Raw genomic sequence first — 22,189 nt, 5'->3', positions numbered from 1 at the left:
GGGCGACCGGCGATGCGACAAGGCCAAGCCCCCCGATGTACACCACCTCCAGCGCCTTCCTCGATGCCCTGATCGAGCATGGCGTCTCCCATGTCTTCGCCAATCTCGGCAGCGATCACCCCGCGCTGGTCGAGGCGATCGCGGAGGCGCGCGCCGCCGGGCGGCCGATCCCGCGCATCGTCACCTGCCCCAATGAAATGGTCGGCATGAGCGCCGCGCACGGCTTCTGGCTGGCGAGCGGCGTGGCGCAGGCGGTGGTCGTCCATGTCGAATGCGGGACCCAGGCGCTGGCCGGTGCGGTCCACAACGCCGCCAAGGGACGCGCCCCGATGCTGATCTTCGCGGGTGCGTCCCCCTTCACCCAGCATGGGGAGCTGAAGGGATCGCGCAACGAGTTCATCCAGTGGATCCAGGACGTCCATGACCAGCGCGGGCTGGTGCGCGGCTATATGCGCTACGACAACGAGATCCGCACCGGGCGCAACGTCAAGGAACTGGTGCACCGCGCTTTCCAGTTCGCCGGTTCCGATCCGAAAGGCCCCGTCTATCTGATCGGCGCGCGCGAGGTGATGGAGGAAGAGGTTGCGCCGACCCCCGACGAGGCGGCGGCCTGGCGCTGCATCGGGCCGGGCGCGCTGCCGCCCGAAACGGTCGCCCTGATCGGCGAGGCGCTGCTGACGGCGCGACGACCGCTTGTCGTCACGTCCTTCCTGGGCCGCAATCCGGCGGCGGTCGCGCCCATGGTGACGCTGTGCGAGCGGTTGGGGATCGGGGTGCTCGAATCCGTGCCCAATGCGATGAACTTCCCGCACAGCCACCCGCTCTATCTCGGCAACCAATGGAATCAGCCGCAGCAGAATGCCGATCTGGCCGCGGCGGATATGGTGCTGGTGATCGACAGCGACGTGCCGTGGATCCCCACCGTGTCGGTGCCGGGCGATGCCGCGCGGATCTTCCACATCGATGTCGATCCGCTGAAGGAACAGATGCCTTTGTGGCGGATCGGGGCGGAGGCGGTGTGCCGCGCCGACGCCGCGACCGCGCTCGCGCAGCTGGACGACTGGCTCGCCGCGCAGCCCCTCCCCGCCGCGCGCATCGAGGAGCGGCGCGCGCATTATGCCGATCGCCACGCGGCGCGCGAAACGATGCTGCGAACGCGCGAGGCGGTTCCGGCGGGGACCATCACGCCGGAATATTTCGTGTCGCGCCTGCGAGCCGCACAAAGCGACGACATGCTGTTCGTCAACGAGGCGATCTCCAACTATGGCGTGGTGTTCGATCACCTGCGGCTCGACACGCCGGGGGCGATCGCGACGAGTGGCGGCGGATCGCTGGGGTGGAATGGCGGCGCGGCGATCGGCGTCCGGCTGGCCAAGCCCGATGCGACGGTGGTGGCGCTGACCGGCGACGGTTCGTTCCTGTTCACCGTGCCCAGTTCGGTGCACTGGATGGCGCGACGCTATGACGCGCCATTCGTGCAGATCGTCTTCAACAATCGCGGCTGGAAATCGCCCAAGCTGTCGACACTGGCGGTCCATCCGGACGGCTTTGCCGCGCATGCCGACGATCTGGACACCTCGTTCGACCCCGCCCCCGATTATGTCGGCATCGCCGCCGCGTCGGGCGGCGCATGGGGTCGACAGCTTCGCGACCCGGCGGAGATCGACGATGCCATCGCCGAGGCGCTGCGGGTCGTGCGCGAGGAACGGCGCTGCGCCGTGCTGGACGTGTGGCTGGACCATCACTGACGTGACCCGCGCGCTCATCACGCTCGACGATTATCGCGCCGCCGCGCGCCGCAAGCTGCCACGTATCGTGTTCGACTATCTGGAGGGCGGCGCCGGTTCCGAGCGCGGCCTTTCGCGCAACCGCGAGGCTTTCGCCCGGACCCGGCTGCTGCCGGATCGCCTGACCGATGTCTCGCAGCGCCGACAGGCGATCGCGCCGTTCGGCCGCCCCTGGGAAAGCCCGTTCGCGGTCGCGCCGATGGGCCTGACCGGCGTGGTGCGGCCGCAGGGGGACCTGATCCTGGCGCGGGCGGCGGCGCGGGCGGGCATCCCCTTCTGCCTGTCCACCGCGGCGACCAGCACGATCGAGGCGGTGCGCCGCGCCTCGGACGGGGAATTGTGGTTCCAGCTCTACGTCGTCCAGCGCACACTGGCGGATCGGCTGGTGGCCCGCGCGCGCGAGGCGGGGTGCACGACCCTGGTCCTCACGGTCGATGTCGCGGTGAATGGCGACCGGGTGCGCGACCGGCGCAACGGCTTCGGCGTCCCCCTGCGCATGACGCCGCGCATCCTGCTCGACGGTGTCCGCCATCCGGTCTGGTCGCTCCGGCAGGTGCGCCAGGGCTTTCCGCAGCTCGCCCATTTCGTCGCCGCCGGTGACGGGGACGTGGAGGCGCAGGCCGCGCTGATGGCGCGCCAGATGGATGCGAGCTTCGACTGGGCGGCGCTGGCGCGGCTTCGCGACGACTGGCGCGGCACGCTGATCGTCAAGGGCATCGTCTCCGCCGAAGATGCGCGCCGTTGCGAAGGACTGGGGGTGGATGGTGTCGTCGTCTCCAACCATGGCGGCCGCCAGCTGGAGGACGCGCCCGCCCCCATCGACCTTCTGCCCGCCGTCGCGGATACGTGCGGGCTGCCCGTGCTGATGGACAGCGGGGTTCGTGACGGTGCCGATGTGGTGAAGGCGATGGCCGCCGGTGCCAGGGGCGTGCTGGTCGGCCGCCCGCTGCTCTATGCCCTGGCGGCGGATGGCGAGCGCGGCGTCGATGCCGTACTCGCCATGCTGCGGCGGCAGGTCGATACGACGCTGGCGCTGCTGGGGACGCCCGACGTCACCCGACTGGAGCGGCGTCACCTGGCCTGAGGCGGCCGCCTCTCACCCGCCGCCCCGCAGCGCCTCCGACCGGCCCTGCACCGAGGACGGCAATCCCGCGAGACTGTCTCGGGTGATCGCGCCGGGACGATCGGCCCCGATCAGGGTCATCGTCACCCGCATGTCCGCCGCGATCAGGTCGAGCAGTTCGCTCACCCCCCGCTGTCCCCGCGCCGCCAGCGCATAGATATAGGCCCGGCCGAGCAGCACCGCATCCGCGCCCAGCGCCATCATGCGCACCACGTCGATCCCCGAGCGCACGCCGGAATCGGCCAGCACCGCGATCGCCCCGGCGACCGCATCGGCGATGGGGGGAAGCGCCGTGGCGGTGGGCATGGCCCCGTCGAGCTGCCGCCCGCCATGGTTGGACACGATGATCCCGTCCGCCCCGAAACGGACCGCCTCGCGCGCGTCGTCGGGATCCAGAATGCCCTTGAGGATCAGCGCGCCCTTCCAGTCCTGGCGCACCCATTCCAGATCGCGCCAATGAATGGCGGGGTCGAAATTGCGCGCCAGAAACCCGGTATAGTCGGCCATGCTCATGGAATGGCCGACATAGGCCTCGATATTGCCGAAGGAGAGCGGGCGGCCGCGCAATCCCACATCGACCGCCCAGCGCGGGTGGCGGAGCGCCTGGGCATATTGGCGCAGCGTCGCGGCGGGCCCGGCCATGCCGGAGCGCCGATCGCGATAGCGAGAGCCGGGCGTCGGCATATCGACGGTGAACACCAACGTCCGCATCCCCGCCGCCCAGGCCCGGTCGAGCGCGTTGCGCATATAGCCGCGATCCTTGAGCACATAGAGCTGCGACCAGAGCTGCCCCGGCGCATCGCGCGCCACCTCCTCGATCGACGCGACCGAGACGGTGGACAGGGCATAGGGAATGCCCGCAAGGCCCGCCGCCCGCGCCGCCTGCACCTCGCCGCGCCGGGCATACATTCCCGTCGCTCCGACCGGCCCCAGCGCGACCGGCATCGCCCATGGCTGGCCCAGCACCGTCACCGCCAGCGAGGGGTCCCCCGCGCCCTTGAGGACCCGCTGGCGCAGCGCCACCCGCTGCAAGGCGTCGACATTGCCGACCATGGTGGACTCGGTCACGGCGCCGCCATCGATATAGTCGAACAGGAAGCGCGGCAGGCGGCGCCGGGCCGCCTCGCGGAAATCCGTGGGGGCGGAAATGATCATCGAAAGACCTCGCTTGACGGGTCACCGACCCGGTAAGCGACGAAAATAGGCCAAGGGTCGGGTTGCGAAAAACGAAAGCTCCGACTGGCCTCCATTCCCAAATCGACTGGCCCAGACGGATCGCCGCCCCAGCCGACCGGCTAATCCGCCTGGTCGGCCACCATCCGCAACCAGGCGCGCGCGGCGTGCGACAGGAAGGCGCCGTTGCGCCAGACCATCGCCAGCCGCCATTCGATATAGGGTTCGGTCACCAGGACGCCGCAGATACGCTCCGCATCGACCTGATCCACCAGCAACCGGGGCAGAAAGGCGATGCCGATCCCCGATGCGGCCAGTTCGAGGATGAATTCCACCTCGCTGCTCTGGACCGCGATATTCGGCTTGAACCCATGGCGGTGGCACGCATCGACCACCATGCGATGCAGCACGAAGCTGTCGGAAAACAGGATGAACGGCTCGTCGCGCAAGGCGTCGAGCGACAGCGACCCGGCCTTGGCCAGCGGATGATCGCGCGCCATGACCGCCATCACCGGATCGCGCCAGACCTCCTGACTATGCCATTCCGGCGCGCTGGGATCGACCGTCGCCGCCAGCTCGATCTCGCCGGTGCGCACCATGTCGAGGAGCTGGTCGCCGCCATGCTCGCGCAATTCGATGGCGATGCCCGGATAGGTCCGGCGATAGCGGGCCAGCATCGGCGCGAAGATCCGCGCGCTGCCGACCGGGGGCAGTCCGATCCGGAGGCTGCCCCGCTGCAATCCGCGTATCTCGTCCAGTTCGACGAGCAGGTCGCTCCGTTCCGCCAGCAGGCGCGCGGCGCGTGGATACAGCGCCTCGCCAAAGGTGGTCAGCTTCACGCGCGGGCCGATCCGGTCGAACAGCGGCGCGCCCAGTTCGTCCTCCAGCTGCTTGACCGCCTTGCTGACCGTGGACTGCGTCGCGAAGATCGTCCTGGCCGCCTGCGAAAAGCTGCCCTGGCGAACCACTTCGACAAAGGCGCGTAGCGTTCGGAACTCCATGTCATTCCTTTAAGGAATAGTATCCATGCCAACAAGTCGCTCCAGGCGTGACCGCAAAATGGCTATCGGGGCGTGTTCCCCTCGGTTATCCAAAGAGCCCGTCGTGCCCGTGCCGCCCCCTTCCGTCCCTGCCCGTGATCGGGCGATCGCCCGCCGCCTGGCCACCGAGCTGGCGCGTCGTGGCATACAGTTCCGCGCGGGCGAGTTCGCGCTGCTGGAGGGCGCATCGGGCAGCGTCGCGGTGCTGGCGATGATCCTGTGGGCGCAGGCGTCCCATCGCCCGGCGGATATCTGGGGGGCCTATGCCGCGTTCTGGGCCTGTCTGGCGGACAACCGGCTCCATGCCGCGTCGCGCCTGCGGGCCATGGCATTGTTCGTCATCGGCGGCGCGGTGCTGGCGACCGCCATGACGGCCATGGTCCATCCCGCCCTTGCGCTGACCGCCACGCTGGCGGCGGTGGCGGTCGCGGCGATCACCTTTGTCGCCGGCCGGTCCTATGGCATGGCCACGGTGGGCATGCTGCTGGGCGTCGTGGTGGTCGTGGCGGCGGAATGGCCGGTCGACGCGGCAGGCCCGATGGCGGTCGGCATCGCGTTCCTGGCCGGTGGCGGCCTGGCGCTGCTGCTTCGGATCGGCAGCGTCTATGTGCTGGAGCGGCCGAACCGTGACCGCGATGCGGCACGCCCCGCCCCGCCCGAGCTTCCCTCGACACGATCGGCGCTGCTTCATGCCGCCAGCGCCGGTGTCGCGGTGTTCGCCTGCTTCCTGGCGGCGCATGGACTGGGGCTGGCCTATCCGCAATGGGCGACGATGACGGCGGTGGTCGTCATCACGGTCAATATCCGCACCTCGTCCTGGCGCGCGGTCGAGCGGATCGCGGGGACGTTGATCGGGACCGCGATCGTGATGGTCCTGATCGGCCACGCCAACGGCCCGGTCGCGCTGGAGGCCCTGGTACTACCGCTGGCCGCGCTGACGATCGCGCTGCGTGCGGTCAACTATACCATGTTCGTCGGATGCGTGACGCCCCTGTTCGTCGTGATCGCCAAGATCGCCCTTCCCCTGCAAAGCGCGAGCGCGCCCCAGGCCCGCGCCGTCGATACGATCGTGGGCACGTCGATCGCCCTGGTGATCTGTACGCTGATCGCGGGGCTCGTGCGATGGATCGACACCAGGCGCAGCCCCGCGCCCTCAACCCGCCGATAAGCCTCGACGCCGACCGGCCATCCTCACAGGCGCAGCCCCAGGCCGATCCCGAAGACCAGCGGGTCCAGCGAGACGTTCACCCGCTGGCGGCCCAGCGCCGCATTGTCCAGCCGCGCGGTGGTGTCGATATCGATATATTTGACGTCGAGGTTCAGAAAGACCCGGCGGGTGAGGTCCATATCGACGCCCGCCTGCACCGCCCAGCCTGCGCTGTCCTTCAGATGGACCCTGGTCGGCCCCACCGCGCTTTCCAGTCCGTCCGAAGCCGCCTCGTTCCAGAAGATCGTATAGTTCACGCCCGCACCGACATAGGGCCGGACATGCCGGGTCGGTGCGAAATGATATTGGACGGTCAGGGTCGGCGGCAGGACCCAGGTGGAGGCGAGCCTGCCGATACCGCCGGTCGTGCCCCGCACCCCGCCGATCGCATGCTTCGTGGTCGAGGCGATCAGTTCGACGCCGATATGGTCGGTCGCCATATAGGTCGCGTCGACCTCCGGCATCACGCGGTCGTCGACCTTCACCGGCTCGCCGGGGAAGCCGGGCAGGATGCTGCCCGACCGCTCATTGGGCGCGACAAGGATGGCGCGGGCGCGGAGCAGCACGTCGCCGGCGCGAGTCCCGACCCGAGCGTCGCGTCCCCCGCTATCCTGTGCCCATGCCGACGTACCGATTCCCGTCGCGGCGAGCGCGAACAGGGTGGCGGCGGTTCTGATGACGGTCATCCCATGTCTCCTGTGAGGCTGTGGACGTCGGGATAGGAGCCCCCCCGCCCCGCCGCCTTGACCATCGACAAGCGCCGGTTTGACGGCGGTCAAAGGCATGCGCGCACCGCCGGGGCACGACATGGGCATGTGGCCCTATCATCCCGATCTGCTCGCCCGGCCCGTGCCGCGCTACACCAGCTATCCCACCGCCGCCGAGTTCGGCGACCATGTGGGCCATACCGACATGGCGATGGCGCTCGACACGGTCGGGGCGGACGAGATGGTGTCGCTCTATCTCCACATCCCCTATTGCCGGGCGATCTGCTGGTATTGCGGGTGCAGCACCGGGGCGGCGAACCGGACCGCGCGGCTGGACGCCTATCTAGCGCGGTTGCACGCCGAGATCGATCTGGTGGCCGCCCGGTTGAAGGGACGCGGACGGATCGCCCGGATCGCCTTTGGCGGCGGAAGCCCCAATGCGATCCCGCCCGCCGCCTTCGCCGCGCTGGTCGGCCATCTGCGCACCGCCTTCGCCAGCGAGGAGGCGACGCTGTCGCTGGAGATCGATCCGCGCGGTTTCGATGCGGACTGGGCGAGCGTCATCGCGGAGACCGGCGTCACGCGGGCCAGCCTGGGGGTGCAGACCTTCGACCCGATACTTCAGGCGGCGATCGGTCGGGTCCAGCCGCGCGAGCAGATCGTCCGCGCGGTCGCCCTGTTGCGCGCCGCCGGAGTCGGATCGATTAATTTCGACCTGATGTACGGCCTGCCCGGCCAGGACGACGCGGCGCTGGCCGCGACGCTCGAGGAGGCCATCGCGCTGGCCCCGGAACGGCTGGCGGTGTTCGGCTATGCGCATGTGCCGCACCTCATCCCCCGCCAGCGCCGCATCGACGCACGGGCCCTTCCGGAGGCGGCGGCACGCTTCGGCCAGGCGGCGCTGGCGCATGACCGGCTGACGCGTGCCGGCTATCGCGCCATCGGCTTCGACCACTTCGCGCAAGGCCATGATCCGCTGGCGAGCGCGGCGGCGAACGGACGGCTGCGCCGCAATTTCCAGGGCTTTACCGACGATCCCGCCGACATCGTGATCGGCCTGGGCGCCAGCGCGATCAGCGCCTTTCCCGACCGCCTGCTCCAGAACGCCAAGAATGCGGGGGCATGGCATCAGGCGATCGGTGCGGGCCGGTTCGCGACGACGCGCGGCCTTCATCGCGGCCCCCTGGAACAGCGCCGGGCACGGGCGATTGCGGGCGTGCTGTGCCACGGCGTCGCAGACCTCGATGGCCTGCCCGAGCGGACCGCCATTCGCGAACGGCTCGGTCGGTTCGAACAGGTCGGATTGATCGCTTGGGACGGGGCGTGCCTGCGGCTGGCGGCGGAGGCCCTGCCCTATGCCCGCACCATCGCGGCGGCCATCGATGCCTGGCGCAACGAGGACGATACCCGCTTCAGCCATGCCGTCTGACCTTCCGCCACGCTGCGCGGCCTGTGCCGGGCGGAGCATGGCGCTGTGCGACGGTCTGGACGAGGCCGCCCTGGCCGCGATCCATCATATCGGTCACCGCCGTCGGCTGCGCGCGGGACAGGCTTTCGGCTGGATCGGCGATCCCGCACGCCATTGCGCGCATCTCGTCTCCGGCGTGCTGAAGGTGACCCGCATGCAGGCGGATGGCGGCGTCCAGATCGTCGGCCTCCTCTATCCCGGCGATTTCGCCGGCACGCTCTTCGCCGACCGGTCCGCCGATGCGATCACGGCGCTGGGCGATGCCGATCTGTGCGTCTATCCGCGCCAGGCGCTGGAGGAGATGCTGGTCCGCCATCCCGCCGCCGGACGACTGCTGCTGCGCCGGACGCTGGCGACTTTGGGCGAGGTGCGGCGCTGGATGCCGATGCTGGCCCGCGCCCGCGCCGATGCACGGGTGGCCGCGCTGCTGCTCGACATGGCGCGGCGCTGCGGGGCGGAGGGCGACGGCATGTTTCGGCTGCCCCTGTCACGCGGCGCGATGGCGGAGGCGCTGGGCCTGGCGGTCGAGACGGTCAGCCGCCACATGACCGCCCTCCAGAATGACGGGGTGATCCAGCTTTGCGGCCTGCGCGGCGTGCGCCTGATCGACCGGACGCGCCTCGCCATCGTCGCGGGCTAGCTCAGGCGGCGGATCGGTGGGACGCATCGTCCGCCGCCCATTGCCGCTCGCACAACGCGCTGAGCACGGGGCGATGGCTGACAAGGATCATCCCCTGCCCGGTCCGCTCCAGCCGGGCGGCAAGGCGACGCGCGACCTCCGCCGCGACATCGGCGTCCAGCCCCTCGCCCGGTTCGTCGAGCAACAGCCAGGGCGCATCGCCCAGATAGGCGCGGGCCAGCGACAGCCGCCGACGCTCTCCACCCGACAATCTCGCGCCATCGTCGCCCAGCCAGCTGTCGAGCCCGTCCGGCAAGCCCCGCACCACCGCATCCAGCGCCGCGTCGCCCAGCGCCTGCCACAGGCAATCCTCGGTCGCATGCGGGTCGGCCATGCGCAGATTGTCGCGAACCGTGCCCGCGATCAGCATTGCCTCCTGCGGCGCCCAGGCGAAGAGCGCGCGCAGCGTCGCGGGCGGCAGATCGGCCGCATCCCGGCCATCGATCCCGATCCGGCCGGGCCGTAGCGGACGCAGCCCCAGCAAGCCTTCGATCAACGTCGTCTTGCCGCAGCCCGATGGCCCGGTCAGCGCGATCCGGCTGCCCGGCATGCACCGGTCGCCATCGAGGACGAGGGTCGGCTGGTCTGGCGATCCGACAGCGGGGCGTGGTTCCGCCGCCGCATCGAAGACCGCATCCAGCCGCGCCTCCGCCTCACGCAGCCGCCCCCTTTCGGTCAACGCCCGCAGGATCGGCGCGAGACCGTCGATGGTCATCGCCGCCGCCAGCGCCGCGAGCGCGGCGACCGGCGCACCGGCGTCGAGCGACAGCATCAGGGCCGACGCCGCCGCCACGGCCACGCCGGTCGCGTGCAGCGCCTCGAACCGCGCGGCGACCGCGGCCTGCCGGTTCTGCGCTTCGGCCAGGCGATCGCTCGCCGCCGCGACGCGCGCGGCCGCCCAGTCCTCCAGCGCGAAGCAGCGCAGCTCCGCCGCCGCGCTTCCGAGCATCGCCACTTCCTCGCGCAGCGCGCCCGTCGCCCGTTGCACCGCGCGGCCGGGCTGCTCCAACCGGCGCGCGCCCTGAAGGGCCAGGGCCAGGACGCCCCCGGCACAGGCCAGCGTCGCCACCATCGCCGGCCAACCGCCGAGCAGCGTCAGCGCTGCACCCGACACCAAGCCCGCGACGGCGCCCCACGGCCCCGACAGACGGACGAAGCGCCATTCCACCGCATCGACATCGCCGATCAGCCGCGCGGTCGCCTCGCCCCGCCCCAGCGCCAGCGCGACCCGGGGCGGCGCGGCGGTGATCGCGCGGTAGAGCGCGGGCCGCAGCCGGGCGAGCGCGCCGAACGCCGCGCCATGGCTCGCCAGCCGCTCGCCATAGCGCGCGCCGGTCCGCACGATCGCCAGCAGGCGGATCGCGGCGGAGGGCAGCATATAGTTGAACGCCTGCGCCGCCACGATCCCGGCCCCGCCCGCCAGCGCGGCGGCGGTCAGGAACCAGCCCGACAGCGCGAGCAGCAGCACCGATGCGGCCGCCACCGACGCAGCACAGCCACCCGCCCGCCACAGACGGCGACGCTCGTTCCGGCGTTGGGCGGCGATCCATGTGCGAAGGGTCATGCGGCAGGTCCCAGATGGATGACGTGCGTCGCGATGGCGGCGAGCGCGGGGCTATGGGTGGCGATCAATGTCGTGCGCCCCCGCGCCGCCCCGCCGATCGTCCGGATCAGCGCGGCTTCGGCCACCGCGTCGAGATGCGCGGTCGGCTCGTCGAGCAACAGGAAGGGCGCGGGGTTCAACAAAGCGCGAGCCAGGGCGATACGCCGCCGTTCGCCGCCCGACAAACCGCTCCCCCGCGCGTCCAGCGGCGCATCCAGGCCGCCCGGACGACGGCGGAGCATCGGCATCAGCCCCGCCACGACGACGGCCCGTTGCAGGGCCAGCGGCGTGGCCCCGGGATGGGACAGCAACAGATTCTCGCGGATCGTGCCCGCGATCAGCAACGGATGCTGGCCGACCCAGCTTGCCTGCCCCGCCAGCGAGGCCAAGGCCATGCCGTCCATCTCGACCGTTCCGGCCGATAGCGGCGCAAGGCCCAGCAGCAGGTGCAGCACGCTGGTCTTGCCGCTGCCCGACGGCCCCAGCAGCGCCACCGTCTCACCGGCCCCGACGGACAGGGAAAGACGCGAGACGGCGGGCGCATCGCTGCCGGGATAATGGATCGTGACGTCGCGCAGGGTCAGCACCGCCGCAGCCGCCGCGACCGGAACCGCGCGCCCCGGCTCGACCAGCGGCATCAGCGTCTCGGCGGCGGTCTCCGCGCCTTGCTTGTCATGATAGGCGGCGGCCAGGCGGCGCATCGGCGCATAGAATTCCGGCGCCAGGGCCAGCACGAAGAAGGCGCGCGGCAGGTTCAGCGTCTCGGGGGCCGCAAAGGGCAGCAGGCCGAGCAGCGAGAAACCGCAATAGACCGCGACCAGCGCGACCGACAGCGCTGCGAAGAATTCCAGCGCGGCGGACGACAGGAAGGCGATCCGCAAGACCCGCATGGTCCGCTCCGCCAGTTCCTGCGCGGCGGCGCCGATCGCCTGGGTCTCGCGCGTCTCGGCGCGGAAGGCCAGCACGACGGGCAAGGCGCGCACCCGGTCGGCGAAACGCGCCGACAGACGATGCAGGGCAAGGAACTGCCGCCGCGACTCGTCCGCCGCCGCGCCGCCCGCCAGGATCATCGCCGCGACGAAGGGCAGAAGCGTCGCCGCCAGGATGACGGCCGCGACCGGGCTGGCACAGGCCGTCGCCGCCAGGACCAGGATCGGCGCGATGGCGGCGGCCCGGCGTGCGGGCAGGAAACGGGCGACGAACCCGTCCAGTGCCTCGACCGCATCCACGGCCTGCGTCGCCAGCTGGCCGCTGTCCATCGGCATGCCCGCCTGCCGGTACAGGGCAGCGGCGACGACGCGCCGCCGTTGCGCCCGCTTGACCAGTCCCGCGCGCGCGGCCCCCTGTCGCACGGCCAGCATCGCGAACCATCCGCGCGCCATCCCCATGCCAATCGCAAGCAGGGCCCAGGGCAGCACCGCCCCCCGCCCCGCCACCGCCGCCACGCCCCCCGCGATCCCGGCCGCGAAGCCGATGGCGGCCAACGTATCGAGGAGCAGCAGGCCCGGCGTCCCGTCACGGCCCGCGGCCGCATCCTTCAACCAGCGGCTCCGCATCCGGGCGGCGGGGGCATCATGGGCGATCGTCGTCATGCCGCGACCGTCGCAGCGGCATGGGCGGGCGTCTTTGACCGCGGTCAATGTCGGGGGGCGGACCGGGGCGTAGCGAATCCGCGGACAAGGGGCCGGGGGGCGGCTCCTTTTATGGAGACATGCCATGGACCCCGGGGTCGTCGACCTGTCGCGGCTGCAATTTGCGGCCACCGCCTTGTATCATTTCCTGTTCGTGCCGCTGACTCTGGGCCTGTCGATGATGCTGGTCATCATGGAATCGGTCTATGTCATGACCAATCGCCCGGTGTGGCGGGTGACGACGCGCTTCTGGGGCAAGATCTTCGGCATCAACTTCGTGCTGGGGGTCGCCACCGGGCTGACCATGGAGTTCCAGTTCGGCACCAACTGGTCCTATTTTTCGCATTATGTCGGCGACATCTTCGGCGCGCCGCTGGCGATCGAGGGGCTGATGGCCTTCTTCCTGGAGGCGACGTTCGTCGGGCTGATGTTCTTCGGCTGGGACCGGCTGTCGAAGCTGGGCCATCTGATCGTCACCTTCCTGGTGGCGCTGGGCACCAATTTGTCGGCGCTGTGGATCCTCATCGCCAATGGCTGGATGCAGAACCCGGTCGGCGCGACCTTCAATCCCGACACGATGCGGATGGAGGTCGCGGACTTCGGCGCGGTGCTGTTCAATCCGGTGGCGCAGGCCAAGTTCGTCCATACGGTCAGCGCGGGCTATGTCTGCGCCTCGGTCGTGGTGCTGGGCGTGTCGGCCTTCTGGCTGTTGAAGGGGCGTTTCGTATCCGTCGCGCGCCGGTCGATGACGGTGGCGGCGGCGTTCGGCCTCGCCTCCTCGCTGTCGGTCGTCGTGCTGGGCGACGAGAGCGGCTATGCGCTGACCGACAACCAGAAGATGAAGCTCGCCGCGATCGAGGCGGTCTGGCACACCGAACCCGGCCCGTCGGGGCTGACGCTGTTCGGGCTGCCCGACGTCAAGGCGCACGAGACCCGCTACAAGGTCGAGATCCCCTGGGTCCTGGGCCTGATCGCGACGCGCAGCCTGGACGGCACGGTGACGGGCATGTCCGAACTGGTGCTGAAGGCGCAGGAGCGGATCGCATCGGGCGTGATCGCCTATGACGCGGTACAGCGGCTGAAGGCCCATCCGCAGGACCGGACCCAGCGGGCGCGGTTCGAGGCGCATAAGCGCGACCTGGGCTATGCCCTGCTCCTCAAGCGGCAAATGACCGACCCGCGCAGCGCGACGCCGCAGCAGATCGAGGCGGCGGCATGGGACACGGTGCCCGATGTCGGCCTGCTCTTCTGGAGCTTTCGCATCATGGCGGGGATCGGCTTTGCGATGATCGCGCTGTTCGCAACCGCCTTCGCCCTGTGTTCGCTGCGGATGCATATGGACGCGCGCTGGTTCCTCAAGCTGGCGGTGGCGGCGATCCCGCTGCCCTGGGTGGCGATCGAGTTGGGCTGGCTGGTCGCCGAACTGGGGCGTCAGCCCTGGGCGATCGAGGGCGTGCTGCCGACCTTCCTGGCGACCAGCTCGCTGTCGCGCGGCGCGCTATGGACCACGCTGGCGGGCTTCACCGCGCTGTACGGCGTGCTGGCCGTGATCGAGGTCCGGCTGATCCTGGCCGCCATCGCGCACGGGCCGGAGGAACGGGACGACCAGCCCGGCCCCGGCCCGATCCCCGCCGCCATTCCCGTTGCCGCCTGACCCGAAGGACTGGGATATGTTCGATTACGAGATGTTGCGCCTGATCTGGTGGGCGCTGCTGGGTATATTGCTGATCGGCTTCGCGCTGACCGACGGCTTCGACCTGGGGGTCGCCGCCCTCCTGCCCTTCGTCGCGCGGAACGATGCCGAGCGGCGGATGGTCATCAATTCCATCGGGCCGACCTGGGAGGGAAACCAGGTCTGGCTCATCCTGGGTGGCGGGGCGATCTTCGCCGCCTGGCCCTTCGTCTATGCGGTCAGCTTTTCGGGCTTCTACCTGGCGATGTTCCTGGTCCTCGCCGCGCTGATCCTGCGGCCCGTGGGGTTCAAATATCGCAGCAAGCGGCCCGACCCGGCATGGCGCACCCGCTGGGACTGGGCGCTGTTCGTCGGCGGGCTGGTGCCCGCGCTCGTCTTCGGCGTGGCGGTCGGCAACGTCCTGCTGGGCGCGCCCTTCCGCCTCGACAGCGATCTGCGCGCCTTTTACGACGGAACGCTGCTGGACCTGTTCACGCCCTTCACGCTGCTGTGCGGGCTGTTGTCGGTGGCGATGCTGGTGCTGCACGGCGCGGCGTGGCTGTCGATCAAGGTCGAGCACGGGCCGGTGCACGACCGCGCCCGGACGTTCGGGACGGTGGCGGCGATCGCCGCGATCCTGCTGTTCGCGGGCGGTTTTGCCTTCGTCGCCTGGGGCGGCATGGGCTATCATGTCGTCGGTGCGGTCGATCCTCTCGGCCCGTCCAATCCGCTGCACATGACGACGGAAGCGGCGGGCGGCGCGTGGCTGGACAATTATGCCGCCTATCCCTGGATGACGGCGCTGCCCATTCTGGGCTTTGCCGGGCCTGCGCTGGCCCTGATCGGTATCAGGACCAAGCGCGAGAGCGTCGCCTTTGCCGGGTCGTCGCTGGCCGCGACGGGCATCATCGCCACGGTCGGCTGTTCGATCTTCCCCTTCATCCTGCCCTCCAGCATCGATGCGCATAGCAGCCTGACGGTCTGGAACGCCTCGTCCTCGCAAAAGACGCTGGGCATCATGCTGTTCGTCACCATCGTCTTCCTGCCGATCGTGCTGGCCTACACCGCCTGGGCCTACCGGGTGATGTTCGGCCGCGTGACGGCGGAGGCGGTGCGCACCAACCCCGACTTCTACTGAAAGGCCCCGTCCATGTGGTATTTCTCCTGGGTCCTCGGCCTCGGCCTGGCCATCGGCTTCGGCATCCTCAACGGCATGTGGCATGAATTCCATTTGCCGCAGGAGGAGGATGTGTCGCCGCGACACTGACGGATGGGACAATCCGTCCGACGACAAGGGATCATGGCCATGCTATCGGGCAAGGCCATGATCCCGAACGACGTTTGTGCCGACTGCGCGGTGCGCGACCGGGCCCTGTGCGGCAGCCTCGACGACCGCGAGCTGATCGCGCTCAACACGATAGGCCAGCGCCGCCATGTCGCGCGGGGCCAGACCATCGCCTGGGCGGGCGACGAGGCGGTGCTCTGCGGCAACCTGCTGTCGGGGGTGCTGAAACTGGTCGCCGCCACCGCCGACGGGCGCGAACAGACGGTCGGCCTGCTCTATCCGGCCGATTTCTTCGGACAGCCCTATGCGGGCGATGTCGACTTCACCCTGACCGCGCTGACCGATGCCGAGCTTTGCGTCTTCCCGCGTGTCGCCTTCGAGCGGGTGCTGGAGGATCACCAGCGCATGGAGCGGCTGTTGCTCCAGCGGACCTTCGAGTCGCTGAACGAGGCGCGCGGGCGGATGCTGGTGCTGGCGCGCCAATCGGCGGGGGAGAAGCTGGCCGGGTTCCTGCTCGACATGGCGGCGCGCGCCGGGGCCGGCGGGTGCCGGGCCAGTCGCGACGGGCCGCTCACCTTCGACCTGCCGCTGACACGCGGACAGATCGCCGACGTGCTGGGCATGACGATCGAGACGGTCAGCCGCCAGCTGACCCGGATGAAGCAGAGCGGGATCATCGGCCTGCCCGGCGGCCGGGCCATCACGATCAGCGACCGCGACGCGCTGGCCGCCCGCGCCGCGGCCTGAGAGGCGGTCAGGCCGCGACGTTGTCCGCCAGCGCCTCGACCAGCAGCGCGCGGGCCTCGCGCGTCAGGCGGTGCCCGGCCAGGGCGATGATGGTCAGCTGCTCGAAATCGACCGCGCGGCGGCACCCGGTGAAGAAACAGCGCAGCATATGGCCAAGTGCCTCGGGCCCCATGGTGGCGTCGGCCCCGTCAAAAGCCTCGATCAGATCGCGCGCCGCCGCGCCGTCCGCCATGTGCCGATGCCGGACATGGTCGAGCAGCGTCCAGGCGAGCGGGTCTTCATGCCCGTTGAGCAGCATCGCCGCCAGATAATCGCCATCGACCCGCTCCCCCTTCGCCACCAGCCCCTGCAAGGCCGTCAGGAATGCCGCCGTCATCGGCGCGTCGGGCTGCGCTGGCAGGCCGTCCGCGATCGCCTCCGCCTGGTCGCACAAGGCCAGGCGACGGCGATGTTCCTGGATCAGCCGGACCAGGTCGATTTCGTGGATGACGTGCCAGCGACGCGCGAACGGCACGACGCTGCCTTGAAGCGGGTTGCGGTCCATCGCGCAGGGTCTCCTTCGCCGCCCTCGTGACGCAGGGCAGCGTCGCCGACATTGACGATGGTCAAACGCGGGCGCCCGGCCCCTTCAACGATGGCGGGCGAGATGCCGGTGGATCGTACTGCGGTGGACGCCCAGTTGCCGCGCCGCCGCCGAGACATTGCCGCCATGGGCTGCCAGCGCCGCGTCGATCGCCTGAGCCCGGTCATCCGCCAGCGGACGCGCGACCGACAGTTCGATGCCGCCGCTTCGCGCCTCCGCATCCCAACCGCCGATCAGCGTCGCGCCATTGGCCAGGCGCAACTGCCCCTTCGCCGCCTGGCTGCGCATGTCGACCAACTCGCCCAGCGCGGTGTCGTCCAGCGCCTCCCAGCTGCGCCCGACCAGCGACAGGCCGCGCCGGTTGGCCGCGACGAGCCGGTCGTCGCGAAACACCAATATCCCCTCTCGCGCCGTGCCCAGCATCGCCGCATCGTCGTGCATGCGCAGCACGCGGCAATCCGCAAAGCCGGTGCGGAACAGCCGATGCTCGATCTGGTCGACCGCCAGGCGGATCAGCCCCAGCGCATGCCCGTGCCCGCTGACCGAAGGGCCTGAAATGTCGAGCGCCCCGACGATCGCGCCGCGCGGATCGAGGATCGGCGTCGCGGCGCAGCTCAGCACCGCATGTTCGGCGAAGAAATGTTCGCCGCCATGCACCGCGATCGGGCGGCGCTCGGCGATGGCGGTGCCGATCGCATTGGTGCCGGTGCTAGCCTCGGTCCAGGACACGCCGGGCCGCAGCGCCACCTGCGCCGCCCGCGACAGGAAGCCGGTGTCGCCGATGGTGTCGAGGATCATGCCGTCGGCATCCGCCAGGATCACGACGCTGCCCGTGTCGCGCGCCTCGCCTGCCAGCATCTCCAGTTCGGGACGGCAAAGGCGACGCAGCGACTCGCGACGCTGGCGCAGCGCATGGAGTTCGCCCTCGGTCAGCGGCCCGCCGTCGCGCAGCCGCCCCTGCGCCAGCCCCATGTCGGTGCAGCGCAGCCAGGAGCGCAGCACCGGCTGGCGCACGCTTTCGAGCGGCAGCTGCCCCTCGTCGAAATAGGCTCGCCGGCCCTGTTCTATCCCGGCGCCGTCCATCGCCGCATCCTTCTCCGACTGTCGCAAAGTGCGACACCGGCGCGGCTTTCGCGTCGCGCCATGCGACACATGCTACGCCTTGCCGACGGAAAGTCCATCGGCACCGCGCATCTCGTCGCGGATCGGCTTGCCCCGCGCGCCGCACAGGCAGAGCCTTGGCGTCATAACAGACCAAGGAGAGGTTTCATGACGATCCAGGAAAGCATCAAGGCCCGCACCGCGCCGTTCAAGGAACGCTATGCCAATTTCATCGGCGGGCGCTGGGTCGATCCGGTCGACGGACGCTGGTTCGACAACCGATCGCCGATCGACGGACAGGTCATCTGCCAGGTCGCGCGCAGCCAGGCGGCCGATATCGAACTCGCGCTCGACGCCGCGCACAAGGCCAAGGACGGCTGGGGCCGCACCAGCGTCGCCGAGCGGGCGCTGATCCTCCACCGCATCGCCGACCGGATGGAGGAGAATCTCAGCCGCCTCGCCACCGTCGAGACCTGGGACAATGGCAAGCCGATCCGCGAGACGACCGCGGCCGACCTGCCGCTGGCGATCGACCATTTCCGCTATTTCGCCGGATGCATCCGCGCACAGGAAGGCGGGATTTCGGAGATCGACCACGACACGGTCGCCTATCATTTCCACGAGCCGCTGGGCGTGGTGGGGCAGATCATCCCGTGGAACTTCCCGCTGCTGATGGCCTGCTGGAAGCTGGCGCCCGCGCTGGCGGCGGGCAATTGCGTGGTGCTGAAACCCGCCGAGCAGACCCCGGCGTCGATCATGGTGCTGGCCGAACTGATCGCCGACCTGCTGCCCGACGGGGTGCTCAACATCGTCAACGGATATGGCGTCGAGGCGGGCAAGCCGCTGGCGCAGAACCCGCGCATCGCCAAGATCGCCTTCACCGGCGAGACGACGACCGGGCAGCTCATCATGTCCTATGCGTCCGAAAACCTGATCCCGGTGACGCTGGAGCTGGGCGGCAAGAGCCCCAATATCTTCTTCGGCGACGTCGCGGCCGAGGATGACGATTATCTGGACAAGGCGATCGAGGGCTTCGCCATGTTCGCGCTCAACCAGGGCGAGGTCTGCACCTGCCCCAGCCGCGCGCTGGTCCACGAATCCATCTATGACCGCTTCATGGAAAAGGCGGTCGCGCGGGTCGAGGCGATGATCCAGGGCGATCCGCTCGACCCCGCCACCATGGTCGGCGCGCAGGCGTCGCAGGAGCAGATGGACAAGATCCTCGGCTATCTCGACATCGGCCGCGACGAGGGCGCGAAGGTGCTGACCGGCGGCACGCGCAACCGGCCCGAGGGGCTGGAGGGCTATTATGTCAAGCCGACGGTGCTGAGCGGCAACAACCGGATGCGCGTGTTCCAGGAGGAGATTTTCGGGCCCGTCGTCTCGGTCGCGACCTTCAGGGACGATGAGGAGGCGCTGCGCATCGCCAACGACACGCTCTATGGCCTGGGCGCGGGCGTGTGGACGCGCGACGGCACCCGCGCCTATCGCATGGGCCGCGCGATCCAGGCGGGGCGGGTGTGGACCAACTGCTATCACGCCTATCCCGCCCATGCGGCATTCGGCGGCTATAAGCGCTCGGGCATCGGGCGCGAGACGCACCGGATGATGCTCGACCATTATCAGCAGACCAAGAATCTGCTGGTCAGCTACTCGGCCAAGAAGCTCGGCTTCTTTTGACCGCGGTCAAGGCGGGGATCGGCCGCCGCGCCCATCCCCGGCCTATCCTCATTCGACAGGAGAAACACCATGGCGAAGACGATGAAGGCGGCGGTCGTCCGTGCGTTCGGCGAACCGCTCAGCATCGATGAAGTCCCCGTTCCCGAAGTCGGCGACGGCCTGATCCAGGTCGCGATCCAGGCGTCGGGCGTCTGTCACACCGACCTGCACGCGGCCGAGGGCGACTGGCCGGTCAAGCCCAACCCGCCCTTCATTCCGGGGCATGAGGGCGTCGGCTATGTCTCGGCGGTCGGCAAGGGCGTCAAGCACATCAAGGAGGGCGACCGGGTCGGCGTGCCCTGGCTCTACACCGCCTGCGGCCACTGCGTGCATTGCCTGGGCGGGTGGGAGACGCTGTGCGAAAGCCAGGTCAACACCGGCTATTCGGTCAATGGCGGTTTCGCCGATTATGTCATCGCCGACCCCAATTTCGTCGGCCACCTGCCCGCCAATATCGGCTTTACCGAGATCGCGCCCGTGCTGTGCGCCGGGGTGACGGTGTATAAGGGGCTGAAGATGACCGACACCAAGCCGGGCGACACGGTCGTCATCTCCGGCATCGGCGGCCTGGGCCATATGGCGGTGCAATATGCGGTCGCCATGGGGCTGAACGTCGCGGCGGTCGATGTCGACGATGCCAAGCTGGACCTGGCCCGCCGTCTGGGCGCGAAGGTCACGGTCAATGCGCGGACGGAGGCGGACCCGGCGGCGGCGATCAGGCGCGAGACGGGCGGCGGGGCGCAAGGCGCGCTGGTCACGGCGGTCAGCGAAAAGGCGTTCGCGCAGGCCGTGGGCATGATGGCGCGCGGCGGCACGGTGGCGCTCAACGGCCTGCCGCCCGGCGACTTCCCGCTCAACATCTTCGGTCTGGTGCTGAACGGCATCACCGTGCGCGGGTCGATCGTCGGAACCCGGCTCGACCTTCAGGAGTCACTGGACTTCGCGGCGGACGGCAAGGTCAGGGCGACGGTTTCCACCGCGCCGCTAACCGAGGTCAATCACGTGTTCGACCGGATGCGCCAAGGGCAGATCGAGGGCCGCATCGTCCTCGACCTCGCCGCCTGACATCAGGGCGGGCGGCGGTTTCGGCGCCGCCCGCCGCTTTGGGAGTGACAATGACCGATCGTATCGCCTGCCCGACCCTTCGTTCGCGTATCACCGATGCCGATAGCGCCGCCGCCCTGATCCGCCCCGGCGAGACGGTGGCGACGAGCGGCTTCACCGGCTCGGGCTATCCCAAGGCCGTGCCGCAGGCGCTGGCGCGGCGGATGGCGGCGGAGCATGCCGAGGGGCGGCCCTTCCGCGTCAACCTGTGGACCGGCGCCTCGACCGGCCCCGAACTGGACGGCGCGCTGGCGGCGGTCGACGGCATCGCGCAGCGCCTGCCCTATAGCGGCGATCCGGTCGCGCGCGAGAAGATCAATCGCGGCGAGATCGACTATCTCGACATGCATCTCAGCCAGGTCGCGCCGATGGCGTGGGAGGGGGTGCTGGGCACGCTCGACACCGCGATCATCGAGGTGTCGGGCATCCGCGCGGACGGCTCGCTGATCCCCTCCTCCTCGGTCGGCAACAACAAGACCTGGGCCGACCGGGCCAAGCGCGTCATCCTGGAGGTCAATCGCTGGCAGGACGCGGCGCTGGAAGGGATGCACGACATCTATTACGGCACCCGCCTGCCGCCCGACCGCGTGCCGATCCCGCTGGTGCGGCCCGACGACCGCATCGGCACACCCTATCTGGCCTGCGATCCCGACAAGATCGTCGCCGTGGTCGAGACGGACGCGCCCGACCGCAACCTGCCCTTCGCCGCGCCCGACGATACCGCGCGCGCCATTGCCGGGCATATCATCGAGTTCCTCGCCCATGAGGTGTCGCGCGGCCGCCTGCCCCCTGCCCTGCTGCCGATCCAGTCGGGGGTGGGCAACATCGCCAATGCCGTGCTGTCGGGGCTGATCGACACGCCCTTTGAACCGATGACCGCCTATACCGAGGTGATCCAGGACGGGATGCTCGACTTGCTGGACGCCGGCAAGCTGCGCATGGCATCCGCCACCGCCTTTTCGCTCAGCCCGCAGGCGGCGGCGCGGCTGAACGCGAACATGGCGGGCTATCGCGATCGCATGATCCTGCGCCCGCAGGAGATCAGCAACCATCCCGAACTGGTCCGCCGCCTGGGTTGCATCGCGATGAACGGCCTGATCGAGGCGGACATCTATGGCAACGTCAACTCGACGCTGGTCATGGGATCACGCATCCAGAACGGCATCGGCGGATCGGGCGATTTCGCGCGCAACGCCTATGTCTCGATCTTCATGACCCCCTCCACCGCCAAGGGCGGCAAGATTTCCGCGATCGTGCCGCAGGCGGCGCATGTCGATCACATCATGCAGGACGTGCAGGTGATCGTGACCGAACAGGGGCTCGCCGATCTGCGCGGCCTGTCGCCCCGCCAGCGCGCGCGGGCGGTGATCGAACGGTGCGCGCATCCCGATTACCGCCCCCTCCTCGCCGACTATGCGCTGCGGGCCGAGGGCGGTTCCTATGGCCTTCATGCACCCTCGCTGCCCGCCGAGGCGTTGTCCTGGCATCGTCGTTTCATGGAAACGGGAACGATGCGGCCATCTTGACCATGTCGAAGGTCGCCCCGACCATGAAGGCACC

Annotated in this window: 19 protein-coding genes; 12 read left to right on the top strand and 7 right to left on the bottom strand. The window is 69.7% G+C overall.

What is annotated here, in order from left to right; genetic code table 11:
* Positions 1 to 35 precede the first annotated feature (35 nt).
* Both ABIC44_RS09310 and ABIC44_RS09305 read left to right on the top strand, forming a co-directional pair.
* Positions 36 to 1,748, top strand: a complete 1,713-nt coding sequence (locus ABIC44_RS09310; RefSeq protein ID WP_354295051.1) for a thiamine pyrophosphate-requiring protein — start codon at positions 36 to 38, stop codon at positions 1,746 to 1,748.
* A gap of 1 nt (position 1,749) precedes the next feature.
* Positions 1,750 to 2,871: an alpha-hydroxy-acid oxidizing protein gene (locus ABIC44_RS09305; protein ID WP_354295050.1), complete on the top strand. Its 1,122-nt coding sequence runs from the start codon at positions 1,750 to 1,752 to the stop codon at positions 2,869 to 2,871.
* 12 nt (positions 2,872 to 2,883) lie between these two features.
* On the opposite strand, the gene lldD is transcribed toward ABIC44_RS09305, so the two are convergent.
* Together lldD and ABIC44_RS09295 are read right to left on the bottom strand one after the other, a co-directional pair.
* The gene (gene lldD / locus ABIC44_RS09300) at positions 2,884 to 4,065 is read right to left on the bottom strand and encodes an FMN-dependent L-lactate dehydrogenase LldD (protein WP_354295048.1); all 1,182 of its coding nucleotides are present in this window, start codon (positions 4,063 to 4,065) and stop codon (positions 2,884 to 2,886) included.
* Between the two features lie 140 nt (positions 4,066 to 4,205).
* Positions 4,206 to 5,084 (bottom strand): LysR family transcriptional regulator, encoded by an 879-nt coding sequence (locus ABIC44_RS09295; RefSeq protein WP_354295047.1) that lies wholly within the window; start codon positions 5,082 to 5,084, stop codon positions 4,206 to 4,208.
* Between the two features lie 103 nt (positions 5,085 to 5,187).
* Between ABIC44_RS09295 and ABIC44_RS09290 the strand changes: the two genes are divergently transcribed.
* The gene (locus tag ABIC44_RS09290) at positions 5,188 to 6,291 is read left to right on the top strand and encodes an FUSC family protein (protein ID WP_354295045.1); all 1,104 of its coding nucleotides are present in this window, start codon (positions 5,188 to 5,190) and stop codon (positions 6,289 to 6,291) included.
* Between the two features lie 23 nt (positions 6,292 to 6,314).
* On the opposite strand, the gene ABIC44_RS09285 is transcribed toward ABIC44_RS09290, so the two are convergent.
* Positions 6,315 to 7,016: an OmpW/AlkL family protein gene (locus ABIC44_RS09285; RefSeq protein ID WP_502959835.1), complete on the bottom strand. Its 702-nt coding sequence runs from the start codon at positions 7,014 to 7,016 to the stop codon at positions 6,315 to 6,317.
* A gap of 127 nt (positions 7,017 to 7,143) precedes the next feature.
* Between ABIC44_RS09285 and ABIC44_RS09280 the strand changes: the two genes are divergently transcribed.
* On the top strand, positions 7,144 to 8,466 hold the full coding sequence (locus ABIC44_RS09280; RefSeq protein ID WP_354295089.1) for a radical SAM protein: 1,323 nt from the start codon (positions 7,144 to 7,146) through the stop codon (positions 8,464 to 8,466).
* The gene (locus tag ABIC44_RS09275; protein WP_354295043.1) at positions 8,456 to 9,145 is read left to right on the top strand and encodes a Crp/Fnr family transcriptional regulator; all 690 of its coding nucleotides are present in this window, start codon (positions 8,456 to 8,458) and stop codon (positions 9,143 to 9,145) included. The genes ABIC44_RS09280 and ABIC44_RS09275 overlap by 11 nt, the downstream gene beginning before the upstream one ends.
* A gap of 1 nt (position 9,146) precedes the next feature.
* Here ABIC44_RS09275 and ABIC44_RS09270 read toward each other — a convergent pair whose 3' ends face one another.
* Together ABIC44_RS09270 and cydD are read right to left on the bottom strand one after the other, a co-directional pair.
* Positions 9,147 to 10,748, bottom strand: a complete 1,602-nt coding sequence (locus ABIC44_RS09270; RefSeq protein ID WP_354295041.1) for an amino acid ABC transporter ATP-binding/permease protein — start codon at positions 10,746 to 10,748, stop codon at positions 9,147 to 9,149.
* Positions 10,745 to 12,379 carry a thiol reductant ABC exporter subunit CydD gene (gene cydD, locus ABIC44_RS09265; protein ID WP_354295040.1) on the bottom strand — a complete coding sequence of 545 codons (1,635 nt, stop codon included), beginning with the start codon at positions 12,377 to 12,379 and terminating at the stop codon, positions 10,745 to 10,747. The genes ABIC44_RS09270 and cydD overlap by 4 nt, the downstream gene beginning before the upstream one ends.
* A gap of 124 nt (positions 12,380 to 12,503) precedes the next feature.
* On the opposite strand from cydD, the gene ABIC44_RS09260 reads away from it, so the two are divergent.
* From ABIC44_RS09260 to ABIC44_RS09245, 4 genes are read left to right on the top strand one after another with little or no spacing between them, the layout of a single operon-like run.
* Positions 12,504 to 14,072, top strand: a complete 1,569-nt coding sequence (locus ABIC44_RS09260) for a cytochrome ubiquinol oxidase subunit I (RefSeq protein ID WP_354295038.1) — start codon at positions 12,504 to 12,506, stop codon at positions 14,070 to 14,072.
* 16 nt (positions 14,073 to 14,088) lie between these two features.
* Positions 14,089 to 15,228, top strand: coding sequence for a cytochrome d ubiquinol oxidase subunit II (cydB, locus tag ABIC44_RS09255; protein WP_354295036.1), 1,140 nt, complete (start codon positions 14,089 to 14,091; stop codon positions 15,226 to 15,228).
* Positions 15,229 to 15,240: 12 nt separating this feature from the next.
* Complete coding sequence (gene cydX, locus ABIC44_RS09250) at positions 15,241 to 15,357, top strand: cytochrome bd-I oxidase subunit CydX (RefSeq protein ID WP_307104256.1); 117 nt, start codon at positions 15,241 to 15,243, stop codon at positions 15,355 to 15,357.
* A gap of 57 nt (positions 15,358 to 15,414) precedes the next feature.
* The gene (locus ABIC44_RS09245; protein WP_307104255.1) at positions 15,415 to 16,122 is read left to right on the top strand and encodes a Crp/Fnr family transcriptional regulator; all 708 of its coding nucleotides are present in this window, start codon (positions 15,415 to 15,417) and stop codon (positions 16,120 to 16,122) included.
* Between the two features lie 7 nt (positions 16,123 to 16,129).
* Here the strand turns inward: ABIC44_RS09245 and ABIC44_RS09240 are convergent, their stop codons facing one another.
* On the bottom strand, positions 16,130 to 16,666 hold the full coding sequence (locus ABIC44_RS09240) for a hypothetical protein (protein WP_354295034.1): 537 nt from the start codon (positions 16,664 to 16,666) through the stop codon (positions 16,130 to 16,132).
* A gap of 84 nt (positions 16,667 to 16,750) precedes the next feature.
* Positions 16,751 to 17,788, bottom strand: coding sequence for a sigma-54-dependent Fis family transcriptional regulator (locus ABIC44_RS09235; protein WP_354295032.1), 1,038 nt, complete (start codon positions 17,786 to 17,788; stop codon positions 16,751 to 16,753).
* Positions 17,789 to 17,974: 186 nt separating this feature from the next.
* Here ABIC44_RS09235 and adh point away from each other — a divergent pair, with 186 nt between their 5' ends.
* The 3 genes from adh (at position 17,975) to scpC (ending at position 22,155) form a co-directional block, all read left to right on the top strand.
* The gene (gene adh, locus ABIC44_RS09230) at positions 17,975 to 19,486 is read left to right on the top strand and encodes an aldehyde dehydrogenase (RefSeq protein ID WP_354295030.1); all 1,512 of its coding nucleotides are present in this window, start codon (positions 17,975 to 17,977) and stop codon (positions 19,484 to 19,486) included.
* Positions 19,487 to 19,555: 69 nt separating this feature from the next.
* Positions 19,556 to 20,590 (top strand): zinc-dependent alcohol dehydrogenase, encoded by a 1,035-nt coding sequence (locus tag ABIC44_RS09225; RefSeq protein ID WP_354295028.1) that lies wholly within the window; start codon positions 19,556 to 19,558, stop codon positions 20,588 to 20,590.
* Positions 20,591 to 20,640: 50 nt separating this feature from the next.
* Complete coding sequence (scpC, locus tag ABIC44_RS09220; RefSeq protein ID WP_309694043.1) at positions 20,641 to 22,155, top strand: succinyl-CoA:acetate CoA-transferase ScpC; 1,515 nt, start codon at positions 20,641 to 20,643, stop codon at positions 22,153 to 22,155.
* Positions 22,156 to 22,189 lie beyond the last annotated feature (34 nt).

The organism is Sphingomonas sp. 1185 (assembly GCF_040544655.1).
In the GTDB taxonomy this organism is placed as follows: domain Bacteria; phylum Pseudomonadota; class Alphaproteobacteria; order Sphingomonadales; family Sphingomonadaceae; genus Sphingomonas.
This window is presented reverse-complemented; position numbering and strand designations above follow the sequence as displayed.

Excerpts from the sequence above, each read along its gene's own strand:
- ABIC44_RS09295 (WP_354295047.1), bottom strand. The coding sequence starts at position 5,084 with ATGGAGTTCCGAACGCTACGCGCCTTTGTCGAAGTGGTTCGCCAGGGC.
- ABIC44_RS09235 (WP_354295032.1), bottom strand. The coding sequence starts at position 17,788 with ATGGACGGCGCCGGGATAGAACAGGGCCGGCGAGCCTATTTCGACGAG.
- ABIC44_RS09270 (WP_354295041.1), bottom strand. The coding sequence starts at position 10,748 with ATGACCCTTCGCACATGGATCGCCGCCCAACGCCGGAACGAGCGTCGC.
- ABIC44_RS09245 (WP_307104255.1), top strand. The coding sequence starts at position 15,415 with ATGATCCCGAACGACGTTTGTGCCGACTGCGCGGTGCGCGACCGGGCC.
- lldD (WP_354295048.1), bottom strand. The coding sequence starts at position 4,065 with ATGATCATTTCCGCCCCCACGGATTTCCGCGAGGCGGCCCGGCGCCGC.
- scpC (WP_309694043.1), top strand. The coding sequence starts at position 20,641 with ATGACCGATCGTATCGCCTGCCCGACCCTTCGTTCGCGTATCACCGAT.
- ABIC44_RS09260 (WP_354295038.1), top strand. The coding sequence starts at position 12,504 with ATGGACCCCGGGGTCGTCGACCTGTCGCGGCTGCAATTTGCGGCCACC.
- ABIC44_RS09285 (WP_502959835.1), bottom strand. The coding sequence starts at position 7,016 with ATGACCGTCATCAGAACCGCCGCCACCCTGTTCGCGCTCGCCGCGACG.
- ABIC44_RS09275 (WP_354295043.1), top strand. The coding sequence starts at position 8,456 with ATGCCGTCTGACCTTCCGCCACGCTGCGCGGCCTGTGCCGGGCGGAGC.
- adh (WP_354295030.1), top strand. The coding sequence starts at position 17,975 with ATGACGATCCAGGAAAGCATCAAGGCCCGCACCGCGCCGTTCAAGGAA.
- cydX (WP_307104256.1), top strand. The coding sequence starts at position 15,241 with ATGTGGTATTTCTCCTGGGTCCTCGGCCTCGGCCTGGCCATCGGCTTC.
- ABIC44_RS09225 (WP_354295028.1), top strand. The coding sequence starts at position 19,556 with ATGGCGAAGACGATGAAGGCGGCGGTCGTCCGTGCGTTCGGCGAACCG.
- cydD (WP_354295040.1), bottom strand. The coding sequence starts at position 12,379 with ATGACGACGATCGCCCATGATGCCCCCGCCGCCCGGATGCGGAGCCGC.
- ABIC44_RS09240 (WP_354295034.1), bottom strand. The coding sequence starts at position 16,666 with ATGGACCGCAACCCGCTTCAAGGCAGCGTCGTGCCGTTCGCGCGTCGC.
- cydB (WP_354295036.1), top strand. The coding sequence starts at position 14,089 with ATGTTCGATTACGAGATGTTGCGCCTGATCTGGTGGGCGCTGCTGGGT.
- ABIC44_RS09280 (WP_354295089.1), top strand. The coding sequence starts at position 7,144 with ATGTGGCCCTATCATCCCGATCTGCTCGCCCGGCCCGTGCCGCGCTAC.
- ABIC44_RS09310 (WP_354295051.1), top strand. The coding sequence starts at position 36 with ATGTACACCACCTCCAGCGCCTTCCTCGATGCCCTGATCGAGCATGGC.